Origin of the sequence: Streptomyces sp. NPDC006174 (assembly GCF_040614075.1) — a bacterium.
Taxonomy (GTDB): Bacteria; Actinomycetota; Actinomycetes; order Streptomycetales; family Streptomycetaceae; genus Streptomyces.
Map to the genome: position 1 here is coordinate 35,379 of NZ_JBEXTJ010000017.1, position 13,953 is coordinate 49,331.

A 13,953-nucleotide genomic window follows, 5' to 3' on the forward strand; every position below is an offset into this window, starting at 1 on the left:
AGGAGGTTCGGTGAACCGGCGGGGCCGAATCGCGCCCTTTTCCGCACGGTCCCGGTCAAGCGCGACCGCTGCGCCGATCACTCTCGTACGACATCTGTGCAGGTTTGATCACAAGATCGACACCGGACGCTCTGCCTCCGGTTCAGAGACCGGGACCCGGCGTGTCCTGCTCGGTGAACACCACCTCGATCCGCCACTCGCCCGTGCACAGCGCAAGGCCGTCCGTGAGGTCCTTCGCACGGTCCGCGTCGGTCATCCAGAGGTTGACGGCCGATCCCAGCAGCACCGGATCGAGCGGAGGCCGCCGCGCGCCCCAGGACCGCTCCGTACGGGCCTCCAGCCGGCGTCCGCCGCGCAGCCGGACCAGGCAGCGGCTCTCGTCCAGCCGTGCCACCAGGACGTTGAGGTTCTCGTACCGCACGGCGGCGTCCGCCACCCAGTCCAGGGCCGCCACCTCGGCGTCCGCGGCGGTGCGGGCCAGCACCTCCGCCGCGTGCGGCCAGTGAGGATGGTTCTCCTCCGTCGTGACCGCGTAGAAGCCGAGGGCCTCCGTGTGGTGTCCGGCCACCAGCGGCCGGCGCTGGAGGTCGACCGTGCCCCGGGCGTCGTGCGCGCCGGTGACGTCGTACGCCGTGGCGGCCGTACGGCGTACGGGTTCGGGCGCCGGTACGGGCAGCGGCTGCGGAGCCGTCGCCGGCACCCCGACCCCGCGCCCGGCCAGGAACCCGTACATCCGGGCCCGCGTCACCTCGCCCGAGGTGTCCACCGAGGCGAGCTGGCGGTCCACGACCGGCCGCAGCTCCGCCGGGTCGTGGCAGCCGGCCGCCGCCAGCAGCTGCGCGTACACATCACCGTCCGGATCCAGCCGCGGCGCACCGTGCCCGAACGCGGCGGCCGGCGACGCCGGGTCCAGCTCGTCCAGGCCGGTGGCGGCGAGCAGCGTGACGCGGTCGGCGGCGGCCGAGTAGAACGTCGTACTGCCATGGTCGCCGACCACCCAGTCACTGGCCACCACCGCCGCGCGCCACCCCTCCTGCGGCGGGATGATCATGAGACCGGCGTCCATCGCGGCGCCGAGCCGCTCCAGCACACCGAGCCGGGTGTGGCGGGCCCAGACGTTGGGATGGAAGACGGCCGCGACGGCGAACTCGTCCGCCGGGAGCGAGGTGACCAGGCGCAGCGGCAGCTCCGGGTGGCGGCCGAGGAGCGAGTGGCGGCTCCAGGTGGAGTGGACGACCACCAGCCGCCGCCCGTCGACCGCGCCGAGCCGCGAGCGGTAGCGGTCGCGGTGCGCCATGCTCGCGGTGATGCGCTGGAAGCACCAGTCACCGACGGCCAAGGCGTACGGCGCGGCCTCGGGACACGTCTCGGCGAGCCGGTCGATCTGGCTCTGGTGCGAGACGCCGATCGCCTCCGGGACGACCTTGCCCCGCCACATCAGCTCCCGCCGGGAGAGTCCGGCGGGAGCGAGTGTGTCGCCCGTCGACTCGGTGACGAGCCGGTTGTAGCCGGCGCCGTGCGGCAGCACCATCAGCGGCGCGTCCAGCCGGCGCATCGTCGGGTGGACCGAGCAGCTGACGGCCAGGTCGAAGGAGCGCCGGGTCGCCTCCTTCCAGCTCAGCACCTGGACGCCGAGCCCGGCGAGATAGGCGTCGAGCCCGTCCGCGAACGCGGATCCTGGGTTGACCGTGAAGTACTTGTCGATCCCGTCCTCGGTGCGCAGCAGGTGCATGACGTCCACCAGCCGGGTGGCGGAGGTGAGCGTGCGCGCCACTCCGAGCACCTGCGCCTTCGGCGGGTCCCAGGTGTTCCACCGGTCGTGGCCGGGCCGGACGGCACGGCGGAACCGGGCGGAGGAACGGCTGAGCAGCGACGGCACCGAGGACAACGCGGGGCTCCGGGGGACGAAGGCGGACTGGGCGGACAGGTGAGGAGAGCGGGCGGAGGTTCAGGCCGTGGGTGCGGCCGGTGGCTTCATTCCCATGGTCCGCCGCAACGCGCGCAGCTTCTCCTCGCAGGCGGCCCTCAGCGGCCGGTCCTCGGCCCGGTCGGCCAGTGCGGTCAGCAGTTCGAGCGCCTGGTCGAGCTTGGCGAACTGCTTGAGCGCGGCCGCCCGGTCGGCCGCCGAACCCGCCGCGGTGACCGCCCGGTCCAGCGCGCCGAGCCCGGCGAAGGCGTGGGCCCGTACGAGGTCGATGCGAGGCAGCATGGGTTCGTCACCGGTGGTCCGGGCGGTCTCGGCCGCCTCGTCCAGCACGTCGAGCGCGTCGGTCCACCGCTCTCCGGCCACCAGCGCCTGGGCCACGTTGTAGCTCTGCACGACGACACCGTGCTGGTCGGGCACGGCACGGTTGGCCGCCAGCGCGCGCTCGAACCCGGCCGCCTCGTCGAGCGGCGCCACATCGATCAGCACGGCCCCGTCCATCAGCAGCGACGGCAGGACCCGGCGTCCGGTCACCACGAGCAGCCCGCGTGGCGGCACGAGCGTTCTGGCCTCCGGCGCGTGCTGGACGTTGTCCACCTTGACGAGGAGGCGGAGCGGGGCGGCGACGCTGCGGAAGAGAGCGGTACGTTCGGCGAGCGGGCCGGGCACGTAGTCCTTGTGGACCCCGAGCGCGCGGAGGAATCCGCCGAGGACGGCGGCGAGGTCGACCGCTCCGTCCCGGCGGTGGTCCTCCAGGTCGACGTAGAGCTGACCGTCCGGAAAGAGCTGCTTCAGGTCGCGGCCGACGCACTGGGCGACGAGCTGCGTCTTGCCTACGCCGCCGACGCCGACCACGAGGAGCGTCCCCGGCTCCTCCTCGGCGGCCAGGGCCAGCGCTCCGTCCCGCAGATCGGCGAGCTCCTTCGTCCGGTTGACGAACACCCGGCTCGGCGGCGGACCCTGACTCGGCGGGGCGTCCGGCGGCGCCGGCGGCAGGTGGATGCCCTCGATCCGCTGCGCCATCAGGAGGGGCCCGACGATGACGGCGTCCCCGGACACCGTGTTGTGCGTCGATCCGCCGCCATCGGTACCGAGGCTGCTCAACCCGTCTCCTTCCGCCCGGTGCGGCCACCCCGCCGAGGTGAACGCGCCGGTTCTTCCTTCCCGGCTTCCGTGTTCCGGAACCCGCCCCGGCCTCGCACTGTAGCCCCGCTCTACGATCAGAGGCGTGTGCGCAGACGTCATAGTTGCCGAGGACGACGAGAAGCAGGCCGAACTCGTACGCCGCTATCTGGAGCGGGAAGGACATGCCGTACGGATCGTCGGCGACGGCCTCGCCGCGCTCGACGCCGTCCGGAACCGGGAACCCGACCTGCTGGTTCTCGATGTGATGATGCCTCGGGCGGACGGTCTCGACGTGGTGCGGGTGCTGCGGGCCGAGGCGCGGGAGCTGCCGGTGCTGATGCTGACCGCGCGGTCCACCGAGGACGATCTGCTGCTCGGGCTCGACCTCGGCGCGGACGACTACATGACCAAGCCGTACAGCCCGCGCGAGCTGATGGCCCGGGTCCGTACGCTGCTGCGCCGCGCGCGGCGGCCGGGTGGTGCGGTGGAGGACCGCGTGCTGCGGGTGGGCGGGCTCGTGGTCGATCCGGAGCGGCACGAGGTGACGGTGGACGGTGAGCCGGTGGAGTGCACGCGCGGCGAGTTCCGGATCCTGGCCGCGCTGGCGGCCGGTCCCGACCGGGTGTTCAGCCGTCAGCGGCTGCTGGAGGAACTGCACGGCTTCGACCGCTACATCAGCGACCGGACGGTCGACGTGCACGTGATGAACCTGCGCAAGAAGATCGAGCCCGCGCCTCGCCGGCCGGTGCGCCTGCTCACGGTCTTCGGCGTCGGCTACAAGCTGACCGATCCGGCGAAGGCCGCGCGGCGTGCGTAGGGACCGGTCGTCGCGGGTGCCGTTGCGGCGGAGTCTGCTGGGACGGCTGCTCGGTGTGTCGGCGCTGGTCGCCGCGTGTTCGGTGGCGGCCACCGCCTGGCTCGCCGTCCAGACGACCTCGGGCGCGATCCTGCAGGAGCAGGGCCAGAACCTCACCGCCGACGCCCGGATCTACGACACCCTGCTCGGCTACGCGGCCCGCAACCCGACCTGGGACGGCGTGGACGCGACCGTACGGGAGCTGGCCGAGCAGTCGGGCCGGCGCGTCGCGCTGACCACGCAGAGCAGACGGCCGCTCGCCGACTCCGCCACCTCGGCCACTCCGCCCGCGCTGCCGCCGGAGGCCTCGGCCGTGGTCGACCCGCTGTCCGTGGACACCGTGCTGGCCGCGCGGAGCACCGACGGCGCGGGCACGGCGGCGGACCGGATCGATCCGCGGGCGGTGGGGCCGTTCCTGCTGCCGGCGGCCGAGCGTACGGCGCTGCGGCGGATGGCCGACCGGAACACGGTGTGCCTGAACGGTGCGGGGATCGCCGCCGATGTGGTCGTCGGGCCGAGCGGCCGGCCCCGGATCCAGATGGTGGGCAACGACCCCGAGCGCGCGCTGGGCACCCGGTGCGACGTCTCGGAGCTGGAGAGCCCGACCCGTACGGAGAAGAAGGCGCTCGACGCGCTCAACGGACTGGCCGACGCCTGCCTGAAGCGCCAGGGACGAGACGGTGTCCGGCTGAACCAGGACCTCTCCTGGCGCGGCCGCGGCGAGGTGGCCGCCGCCGTGCCCATGCCGAGCCCGCCGCCGGGCGACGCACGCGAGGCGGGTCCGGCCCCGGCCGTCGAACCGCCTCGCGAGGCCACCGGTGAGGACGACCGGGCGATCGCCTCCTGCGTCGGGACGGCGCGCAGCGAACAGCTCAGCTCGTACGTGGCCTCTCCGGCGCTCCTGTTCATCGGCGACGAGGGCGGCGCCACGGTGCCCGGCTTCGACCTCTCGCCCGCCAACACCGCGAAGATCGCCGGTGCGGCGGCGCTGGTCCTGGCGCTGACCGTGGGCGCCTCGGTACTCGCGGGCGCGAGGCTGGTCCGCCCGCTGCACGCGCTGACCGGTGCGGCGCAGCGGCTGCGGGACGGTGAGGAGCACGCCTCCGTGCCGGTGTCGGGCGACGACGAGATCGGCCGGCTGGCCTCCGCGTTCAACGACATGTCCGCGCACCGGGCCCGTCTGGAGGAGCAGCGCAAGGCCATGGTCAGCGATGTGGCCCATGAGCTGCGGACGCCGCTGAGCAACATCCGCGGCTGGCTGGAGGCGGCTCAGGACGGCCTGGCCGACCCGGATCCGGCGTTCGTCTCCTCGCTGCTGGAGGAGGCGGTGCAGCTCCAGCACATCATCGACGACCTCCAGGACCTGGCCGCCGCCGACGCGGGCGCGCTGCGACTGCACCCCGAACCGGTCCGGACCGGCGAGCTGTTGAGCCAGGTCGCCGCCGCCCATCAGGCCCGCGCGGAGACGGCGGGCGTGAGGCTGAAGGTGGAGGGCGCCGCTCCGGCCCCGGAACTGCACGCGGATCCGGTGCGGCTGCGGCAGGCGGTGGGGAACCTGGTCTCCAACGCCGTACGGCACACTCCGGCGGGCGGGACGGTGACGCTGCGCGCGTACGGGGACGGGTCGAAGGGCGTGGTGGTGATCGAGGTGGAGGACACCGGGACCGGCATTCCGGCCGACGACCTCCCGTACGTCTTCGACCGCTTCTGGCGTGCGGAGAAGTCCCGCAGCCGCCGCACGGGAGGCAGTGGCCTGGGCCTCGCCATCGTCCGGAAGCTGACCGAGGCGCATGGCGGGACGGCGAGCGCGACCAGTACGGAAGGTGAGGGCTCGGCCTTCACTCTCCGGCTCCCGGCCGCTGGTCCCGTGGGCCCTGATGGGATGACCACAGCGCCCTGACAGGTTCCTCATAACTTCCGGCCAGCCTGGCTCCCTGCCCCGAACCCGGTGCGCATCGGCACCCGGGACGTCACGGGGCGACGTATGGAATGGAGCCATCCGTATGACCGCTTCGACCGCTCGCTTCTCTCTGCGCACCGCCGTGCTAGCCGCCGTGGCGGCCGGCGCGGTGCTGGTCCCGGCCACCGCCGCCTTCGCCGACGCGACCCCGAAGCCGTCGGCGCCCGCCGACAGCGCGCCTTCGGCATCGCCGGAGCGGGCGAAGGCCGCCGAGGACGCCAGGACCGCCGAGCCCGCGCCGAAGGAAGCCCGTCCCTCCGTCGCACCGCGTGGCGGCGTCGCGGCGGGCGACCGCCCGGCACCCGCGGCGCCCCAGGAGGCCACTCCCGCTCCGGCGGTCGCGCCGCGCGGTGGTGTGGCGGCCGGTGAGCGCGCAGCCGCCACCGACAGCGACACCACCACGGCCCTCGCCGGCTCGGTGGCCGGAACGGCGCTGCTCGCGGGCGCGGGCACTCTCGTGCTGCGCCGCCGCAACGGCTGACGTCTCGCCACCCATCACCACTGAGACCGATCGTGGCGCCGTCCCGCACCGGGGCGGCGCCACGCCCGGTGCCCGCCTTTGGAGTCTCATGCAAGCCCGCCGAACGACCGTCCTGCTCACCGTACTTGTCACCTGCGCCGCCGCGCTGACGGCTTGCGCGGAACCGCCACCGTCGGCCGCCGCACCACCGGCGGCGACGTCCACTCCTTCCTCCTCGCCGCCGACGTCCAAGAACACCTCGGCCGACCCCGCCCAGGTCACCATTCCTTCCCTCAAGATCCGCAGCTCGCTCATGCGCCTCGGCCTCAACGCGGACGGCACGGTCGAGGTGCCGCCGGCCGAGCAGGGCATGACGGCGGGCTGGTACACCGGCGGAGCCGTACCGGGCCGCCCGGGAGCGGCCGTCCTGATCGGCCACAACGACACCCGCTTCGGCCGGGCCGTCTTCCACGACCTGAAGGACATCCGCAAGGGAGCGGAGGTCGTGGTCCGCGCGGGCGACGGGAGGTCGCTGAGTTTCACCGTCACGGGCAAGGAGACGGTCAGCAAGAAGGCGTTCCCGACCGAGCGGGTCTACGGCGCGACCAAGGGCAGCACGCTGCGGCTGGTCACCTGCGACGGGGCGTTCGACGCGGAGGGCCACCCGGTCGACAACCTCATCGTCTACGCGAACCTGAGCTGACCCGAGCTACGCGGGTCTGTGGCCGATGCCTGATGGCATTCACCCGGACAGACTGACGGCATCCGATGTCTACCCGTGGGTAACTCCCGCTGCTTTGATGGGTGCCACCCGGTACGCCCCCACTCATTCAGCAGGAGACCTCGTGCCGCACTCCACGTTCCGCCGCCTTTCCGGCGTGGCCCTCTCCGCCGCGCTCGCCGCCGTCCCGCTGGCCGTGCACACCCCGCAGGCCGCGGCGGCCTCCGCCGCCGAGACGCCGTCGCTGCGGGTGCTCTCGTACAACGCGTTCATCTTCAGCAAGAGCCTGTATCCCAACTGGGGCCAGGACCACCGGGCGGCGGAGATCCCGAAGACCTCGTTCTTCCGGGGCAACGACGTGGTCGTGATCCAGGAGGCCTTCGACAACGGCGCCTCCGACGCCCTGCTGCGGAACTCCGCCGCCCAGTATCCGTACCAGACGCCGGTGGTCGGCCGGAGCAAGAGCGGCTGGGACGCCACCGGCGGCTCGTACTCGGCGACGGCCCCGGAGGACGGCGGCGTCACGATCCTGAGCAAGTGGCCGATCGTCCGCAAGGAGCAGTACGTCTACAAGGACGCCTGCGGCTCCGACTGGTGGTCCAACAAGGGCTTCGCCTATGCGGTGTTGAACGTCGACGGCGCACGCGTCCACGTCGTCGGCACCCACGCCCAGTCGACCGACCCCGGCTGTTCGGCGGGCGAGGCCGCCCAGATGCGCAGCCGCCAGTTCAAGGCGCTGGACGCCTTCCTGGACGCCAAGAAGATCCCGGCCTCCGAACAGGTGATCGTGGCAGGCGACTTCAACGTGGACGGCCACTCCGCCGAGTACGCCTCCTTCCTCAAGGACGCGGACCTGACCGCGCCGGACACGAAGACGGGCCACCCGTACTCCTTCGACACCCGCGACAACTCCATAGCCTCCGAGCGCTACCCGAACGACCCCCGCGAGGACCTGGACCACGTCCTGCACCGCGCCGGCCATGCGAAGCCGTCGGGTTGGAACAACGACGTGATCAAGGAGCAGAGCGCGCCCTGGACGGTCTCCAGCTGGGGCACGAATTACACGTACACGAACCTCTCCGACCACTACCCGGTGATCGGCTCCGCCCACTGACGCCACAGGTGAAACAATCAGGGCCCCGGCCCCGCCTGTGAAGGACCCGCTCCATGAGCACCGTCCCCCAGCCGTCGTTCCACCTCCTCCCCGGAAGCCCCGAATCCCCGGTACTGCTGAACGTACCGCACGGATCCCGGACGATTCCCGAGGAGGTACGCGACGGAATCCTGCTGGACGACGGCGCTCTGGAGCGGGAACTCGACCACATCACCGACGCCCACACGGCCGAACTGGCGGCCCGCGCGGCCGAGTCCTGCTCCGTCCGGCCCTGGCGCTACGTCAACGCCCTCTCCCGCCTGGTCGTCGACCCCGAACGCTTCCCGGACGACCGCGAGGAGATGCGCGCGGTCGGCATGGGCGCGGTCTACACGCACACCACCCACCGCGAACGCCTGCGCGCACCGGACTCCGACCAACGCCCGCTGCTGGCCCGCTACTTCCACCCGTACGCCCAAGCCATGACGGAGGCGGTGGACGCCCGCATCGCCGCCACGGGCCGCGCGGTGATCGTCGACGTCCACTCGTATCCGACGGCGCCGCTCCCGTACGAATTCCACGGCACGGGCCCTCGTCCGCCGATCTGCCTGGGCACCGACCCGTTCCACACACCGCCGCGGCTGCGCTCGCCGGCGGAGGAGGCGTTCGCCGGTTTCGGCGGGACGGGCGTGGACAGCCCGTTCGCCGGTACGTACGTCCCGCTGAAGCACTACGGCACGGACCGCCGGGTCACGGCCCTGATGATCGAGATCCGCCGCGACACGTACATGACGGAACCGGGCGGGCCGGCGGGGCCGGGGCTCGATGCGCTGGCGGTGGCGCTGGCGGAGCTGGTGGGCCGGGTGTGAGCGGCGCGCCCCGACCCCGTACCGCCTCCGCCTCACCCCCTCAGAAGAACACCCCGCACCGCAGCAGCACGTTCGCGTACGGCCGCGCCTCCCCCGTCCGTACCACCAGGCGGGCCGCAGCCGTGCGCGCCTTCAGGTCGTCGTGCGGGATCAGCTCCAGGCCGGGGAAGTGGCCGTCCAGGAGCGACGCGGCCTCCGGATTGGCCGCGCGGATCTCCTCGGCGGCCGTAGCGCCCTCGACCGCCAACTCGTCGAGCAGGCCGTCCAGCACCTCCGCGAACGACGGGACACCGGCGCGGAAGGCGAGGTCGACCACGCGCGGGCCGGGCGGGATCGGCATGCCGGCGTCGCAGACCAACACACCGTCGCCGTGGCCGAGTTCGGCGATGGCACCGGCCAAGTGGCGGTTGAGGATGCCCGACTTCTTCACAGCGCGTCGACCTCCTCCAGCGTCGGGAAGGACGCCTGCGCACCCTTCGACGTGACCGCCGCCGCCCCCACCCGTACCGCGAAGGCCGCGGCCTCACGCAGGTCGTCGCCCCGGCCCAGCCGCCAGGCCAGCGCTGCGGTGAACGCGTCCCCGGCCCCCGTAGTATCGACGGCCTCCACCTTCGGGCTGACCAGGTGGTCCAGGGAGTCCGTCCGGCTGTCGGCCACCAGCGCGCCCTCCGCGCCCAGCGTGATCACGACCGAGCGCGGGCCCAGCGCGAGCAGGGCCGGGGCCCAGTCGTGCGGCGCATCGCCGGCGGCCTCGCCGAGGATGTAGCGCGCCTCGTGCTCGTTGACCACGAGCGGGTCGCAAGCCGCCAGCACCTCGTCGGGCAGCGGGGCGGGCGGGGACGGGTTGAGGACGAGGCGGGAGTCGGCGGCCAGGCCGCGCGCCGTCTCCGCGACCGTGTCCAGGGGGATCTCCAGCTGTACGGAGACCACCCGCGCTGCGGCGAACAGCGGGGCCGCCTCGCGTACGTCCTTGGAGGTGAGCCGGCCGTTGGCGCCCGGGGACACCACGATGCTGTTGTCGCCCGAGGGGTCCACGGTGATCAGCGCGACGCCGGTCGGGGCCCCGCCGACCAGGACGCCGTCCGTTGTCACGCCGGCCGCGTGCTGGCTCTCCAGCAGCATCCGGCCGTGGTCGTCGTCGCCGACCCGGGCGAGCAACGCCGTACGGGCTCCCAATCTCCCTGCCGCGACTGCCTGGTTGGCGCCCTTGCCGCCCGGGTGGACGGCGAGGTCGGAGCCGAGCACCGTCTCGCCGGGGGCCGGGCGGCGTTCGACGCCGATCACCAGGTCGGCGTTGGCCGAGCCGACGACCAGGAGGTCGTACCGGTACCGGTCGTCGGGGGCTTTGTCGTGCATGCTTCCTGCTTCCTGCTTTCGTCGGTCGGGCCGGTGCGGCGCCGGGTCAGGAGAAGTCGGCCACGTTCTCCCGCGTGACCACCTTGACCGGCACCTTCACCGTGCTCTCCACCGTGTCGCCCTTGGCCGCCTTCACGGCGTTCTGCACCGCGATCCGGCCCAGTTCGCTGGGCTGTTGGGCCACCGACGCGTACAGCGTCCCGGCCTCGACCGCCTTCAGACCGTCCGGGGTGCCGTCGAAGCCGACGACCGCGACGGACGTGCCGGCCTTGCTGCCGAGCGCCTTGGCCGCGCCGAGCGCCATCTCGTCGTTCTCGGCGAAGACGCCGGTGATGCCCGGGTGGGACTGGACCAGGTTGGTCATGACGTCCAGGCCCTTGGTGCGGTCGAAGTCCGCGGGCTGCTTGGCGACCACCTTGATGTCCGGGTACGCCTTGAGCCCTTCGGCGAAGCCCGCTCCGCGCTCACGGCTGGCGGACGTACCCGCCGTGCCCTGGAGGATGACGATGCTGCCCTTGCCGCCGAGCTTGTCGGCCAGCGCGTCGGCGGCCAGCTTTCCGCCCGCCACGTTGTCGGAGGCGACGAGCGTCGCGGTGTCGGCCTTGTTCACACCGCGGTCGGCGGCGATCACCGGGATGTCGGCCTTGTTGGCGCCGCGGACGCCCGGTCCGACGGCGTCGGAGTCCACCGGGTTGACGATGATCGACGAGACACCCGAACTGGTGAAGTTCTGCAGCTGGTTGGCCTGCTGCGAGGCGTCGTTCTGGGCGTCGGTGACGGTGAGGTCGATGCCCGCCTTCTTGGCCTCGGCCTGTGCGCCGTCCTTCATCTGGACGAAGAAGGGGTTGTTGAGCGTCGAGAGGGACATGCCGACCTTCTTCGTGCCTCCGGAGGAACCGGAGTTGAAGTAGGACACCCCGCCGACGACGACCACCACGGCGAGCGCCGCTCCGGCGAACTTGAACGCTCCCTTGCGACCCGATCCCGGAGCGCCCGGCGCGGTCCCGGCCGAAGAGGCCGCCCCCGAACCGGCCTTGCGGCGCAGCGTGTCGAGGAGGACGGCGAGCGCGATGACGACGCCGATGACGACCTGCTGCCAGAACGCGGAGACCGAGAGGAGGTTGAGGCCGTTGCGGAGCACGGCGAGGATGAGCGCGCCGATCAGCGTGCCGGACGCCTTGCCGACGCCGCCCGCCAGGCTGGCGCCGCCGATGACGACGGCCGCGATGGCGTCGAGTTCGTACCCCTGGGCGGCCTGCGGCTGCGCGGAGACGAGGCGCGAGGCCAGGACGATGCCCGCGACGGCGGCGAAGAGACCGGAGAGCGCGTAGATGACGATCTTCTGGCGCTTGACACGGAGACCGGAGAGCCGGGCCGCCTCCTCGTTGCCGCCGATCGCGTACATCGAGCGGCCGATGAAGGTGCGGCCGAGGATGAGCGCGGTGATCAGTCCCATCGCGATCATCACGAGGACCGGGACCGGGAGCCAGCCGCCGAGCGTGTCGCCGAGCCGCGAGACGGAGTCGGGGAACGCGATCGGGCTGCCCTGTGAGATGACGAGGGAGAGACCTCGGGCGATCGAGAGCATGGCCAACGTCGCGATGAACGGCGGGAGTTTGCCGTACGAGATGAGAGCGCCGTTCACGAAGCCGCAGGCGATGCCCGTGAGAATCGCGAGCACGACCGCAAGGACCACCGGGACGCCTGCGGACGTCGCCGACCAGGCCAGGACCGTCGCGGAGAGGGCCGCCACCGAGCCGACGGACAGGTCGATGCCCGCCGAGACGATGACGAAGGTGACGCCGAACGCGAGGATCGCGGTGACGGCCGCCTGCACGCCGACGTTCAGCAGGTTCTGTGTGGTGAGGAAGTCGCCGGAGAGCAGCGACATCGCCACCACGAGGACGACCAGGGCGCTGAGCGCGCCGTTGTCGAGCAGGACGCGGCGTATCACGGAGGTGCCACCCGCGCCCGTGTCACTCTTGAGTGTCTCAGTGGCCACGGGGGCCCTCCTCTTCTTCCTTCTTCGGTGCGGGGAGTTCGTGTTCGTGCGTCGCGGCGGTACCGACCGCTAGAGCCATGACGGCGTCCTGGGTCGCCTGTTCGGCCGCGAGTTCGCCGGCGATCCGGCCCTGGGCCATGACCAGCACCCGGTCGCTCATGCCGAGGACCTCGGGCAGATCGCTGGAGATCATCAGGACGGCGTGGCCTGATGCGGTGAGCTCGTTGATGAGCTGGTAGATCTCGACCTTGGCGCCGACGTCGATGCCCCGGGTGGGCTCGTCCAGGATGAGCACCCGGGTGTCGGCCAGCAGCCACTTACCGATGACGACCTTCTGCTGGTTGCCGCCGGAGAGCGTACGGACGTGCTGGCCGAGCCCGGACATGCGGACGCCGAGCTGCTTCGCGATGCGCGCGGCCGCCGTACGCTGCCCCTTCAGGTCCACGAGCCCGGAGCGGGACGCGGAACGCAGGGTGACCAGGCCGAGGTTCTCCTGTACGGAAGCGTCGAGGACCAGGCCCTGACCCTTGCGGTCCTCCGGTACGAGGCCTATCCCGGCGCCCATCGCGGCGGGCACGTCGTGCCGGGCGAGGCGTTCTCCGCGTACGTCGACGGTGCCGGTGTCGTACGGGTCCGCGCCGAAGACCGCGCGCGCCACCTCCGTACGACCGGCGCCGACGAGTCCGGCGAGGCCGACGACCTCACCGGCGTGCACGTCGAAGCCGACGTCGTGGAAGACGCCGTCCCGGGTCAGGCCGCGTACGGACAGCAACACCTCACCGGTATCGGGCCGTTCGCGCGGGTACTGCTGCTCGATGCTGCGGCCGACCATGAGCTGGACGAGCCGGTCCTCGGGTGTGGAGGCGGGCACCTGGTCGATGGTGCGGCCGTCGCGCAGGACGGTGACGCGGTCACCGAGCGCGGCGATCTCCTCCAAGTGGTGGGTGATGAAAACGATTCCGACGCCGTCCGCACGCAACTGCCGGACGATCGCGAAGAGTTTGTCGACCTCTTCCGAGGTGAGCACGGCGGTCGGCTCGTCCATGATGAGAACGCGTGCGTCCAGGCTCAGCGCCTTGGCGATCTCGACCATCTGGAGCCGGGCGATGCCCAGTTCGCGGACCTTGGCGTCGGGACGCACCTCCACCCCGACCCGGCGCAGCAGCTTCTCCGCGTCCGCCCGCATGCGCCGGTCGTCGACGAGACCGAAGCGGCGTGGCTGGCGGCCGAGGAAGATGTTCTCGGCCACCGTCAGGTCGGGCACCAGGTTGAACTCCTGGTAGATGGTGGCGATACCGAGCCGTTCGGCGTCCTGCGCGTTGTTGATGCGCACCTCACGGCCCTCGGCGAGGATCCGGCCGCGGTCGGGGCGGTAGGCGCCGGAGAGCATTTTGATGAGGGTGCTCTTGCCGGCTCCGTTCTCGCCGAGCAGGACGTGGACCTCGCCTCGGCTCAGGTCGAAGTCGACGTTGTCGAGCGCCACGACGCCGGGGAAGGTCTTGCGCAGGCCCTCGATGCGCAGCAACTCGTCGGGGTGCGAAAGCAGTTGCTCGTCCGACGCGGTCACCGTCGGCTCCGGTCGCTCCT

Annotated in this window: 12 protein-coding genes; 6 read left to right on the forward strand and 6 right to left on the reverse strand. The window is 72.1% G+C overall.

What is annotated here, in order from left to right; genetic code table 11:
- Window positions 1-142 precede the first annotated feature (142 nt).
- A complete protein-coding gene (locus ABZ267_RS30080; protein WP_356752969.1) occupies window positions 143-1,888 on the reverse strand; it encodes a hypothetical protein in 1,746 nt (581 codons plus the stop codon).
- Between the two features lie 60 nt (window positions 1,889-1,948).
- On the reverse strand, window positions 1,949-3,028 hold the full coding sequence (locus ABZ267_RS30085; RefSeq protein ID WP_356752971.1) for a hypothetical protein: 1,080 nt from the start codon (window positions 3,026-3,028) through the stop codon (window positions 1,949-1,951).
- A gap of 124 nt (window positions 3,029-3,152) precedes the next feature.
- Between ABZ267_RS30085 and ABZ267_RS30090 the strand changes: the two genes are divergently transcribed.
- The 6 genes from ABZ267_RS30090 to ABZ267_RS30115 all read left to right on the forward strand — a co-directional run bounded on the left by ABZ267_RS30090 (window position 3,153) and on the right by ABZ267_RS30115 (window position 9,008).
- Entirely contained in the window at window positions 3,153-3,866 is a 714-nt protein-coding gene (locus tag ABZ267_RS30090) for a response regulator transcription factor (protein ID WP_356752973.1), read from the forward strand.
- Complete coding sequence (locus tag ABZ267_RS30095; protein ID WP_356752975.1) at window positions 3,859-5,805, forward strand: HAMP domain-containing sensor histidine kinase; 1,947 nt, start codon at window positions 3,859-3,861, stop codon at window positions 5,803-5,805. Before ABZ267_RS30090 ends, ABZ267_RS30095 begins: the two co-directional genes overlap by 8 nt.
- A 103-nt stretch (window positions 5,806-5,908) precedes the next feature.
- Window positions 5,909-6,346 carry a hypothetical protein gene (locus ABZ267_RS30100; RefSeq protein ID WP_356752977.1) on the forward strand — a complete coding sequence of 146 codons (438 nt, stop codon included), beginning with the start codon at window positions 5,909-5,911 and terminating at the stop codon, window positions 6,344-6,346.
- 88 nt (window positions 6,347-6,434) lie between these two features.
- Entirely contained in the window at window positions 6,435-7,028 is a 594-nt protein-coding gene (locus ABZ267_RS30105; protein ID WP_356752979.1) for a class F sortase, read from the forward strand.
- Window positions 7,029-7,170: 142 nt separating this feature from the next.
- On the forward strand, window positions 7,171-8,160 hold the full coding sequence (gene sph, locus ABZ267_RS30110) for a sphingomyelin phosphodiesterase (RefSeq protein ID WP_356752981.1): 990 nt from the start codon (window positions 7,171-7,173) through the stop codon (window positions 8,158-8,160).
- Window positions 8,161-8,213: 53 nt separating this feature from the next.
- A complete protein-coding gene (locus tag ABZ267_RS30115; protein WP_356752983.1) occupies window positions 8,214-9,008 on the forward strand; it encodes an N-formylglutamate amidohydrolase in 795 nt (264 codons plus the stop codon).
- A gap of 40 nt (window positions 9,009-9,048) precedes the next feature.
- Here the strand turns inward: ABZ267_RS30115 and rbsD are convergent, their stop codons facing one another.
- Genes rbsD through ABZ267_RS30135 form a run of 4 tightly spaced genes read right to left on the reverse strand, consistent with a single transcriptional unit; the run spans window position 9,049 to window position 13,933 of the window.
- Window positions 9,049-9,438: a D-ribose pyranase gene (rbsD, locus tag ABZ267_RS30120; protein ID WP_356363826.1), complete on the reverse strand. Its 390-nt coding sequence runs from the start codon at window positions 9,436-9,438 to the stop codon at window positions 9,049-9,051.
- Window positions 9,435-10,364, reverse strand: coding sequence for a ribokinase (locus ABZ267_RS30125; protein ID WP_356752985.1), 930 nt, complete (start codon window positions 10,362-10,364; stop codon window positions 9,435-9,437). The genes rbsD and ABZ267_RS30125 overlap by 4 nt, the downstream gene beginning before the upstream one ends.
- Before the next feature lie 46 nt (window positions 10,365-10,410).
- Window positions 10,411-12,366, reverse strand: coding sequence for a substrate-binding domain-containing protein (locus ABZ267_RS30130; RefSeq protein WP_356752987.1), 1,956 nt, complete (start codon window positions 12,364-12,366; stop codon window positions 10,411-10,413).
- Complete coding sequence (locus ABZ267_RS30135) at window positions 12,356-13,933, reverse strand: sugar ABC transporter ATP-binding protein (RefSeq protein ID WP_356753161.1); 1,578 nt, start codon at window positions 13,931-13,933, stop codon at window positions 12,356-12,358. The genes ABZ267_RS30130 and ABZ267_RS30135 overlap by 11 nt, the downstream gene beginning before the upstream one ends.
- Window positions 13,934-13,953 lie beyond the last annotated feature (20 nt).

Coding starts and splice junctions, on each gene's coding strand:
- ABZ267_RS30100 (WP_356752977.1), top strand. CDS start 5,909: ATGACCGCTTCGACCGCTCGCTTCTCTCTGCGCACCGCCGTGCTAGCC.
- ABZ267_RS30105 (WP_356752979.1), top strand. CDS start 6,435: ATGCAAGCCCGCCGAACGACCGTCCTGCTCACCGTACTTGTCACCTGC.
- ABZ267_RS30115 (WP_356752983.1), top strand. CDS start 8,214: ATGAGCACCGTCCCCCAGCCGTCGTTCCACCTCCTCCCCGGAAGCCCC.
- ABZ267_RS30125 (WP_356752985.1), bottom strand. CDS start 10,364: ATGCACGACAAAGCCCCCGACGACCGGTACCGGTACGACCTCCTGGTC.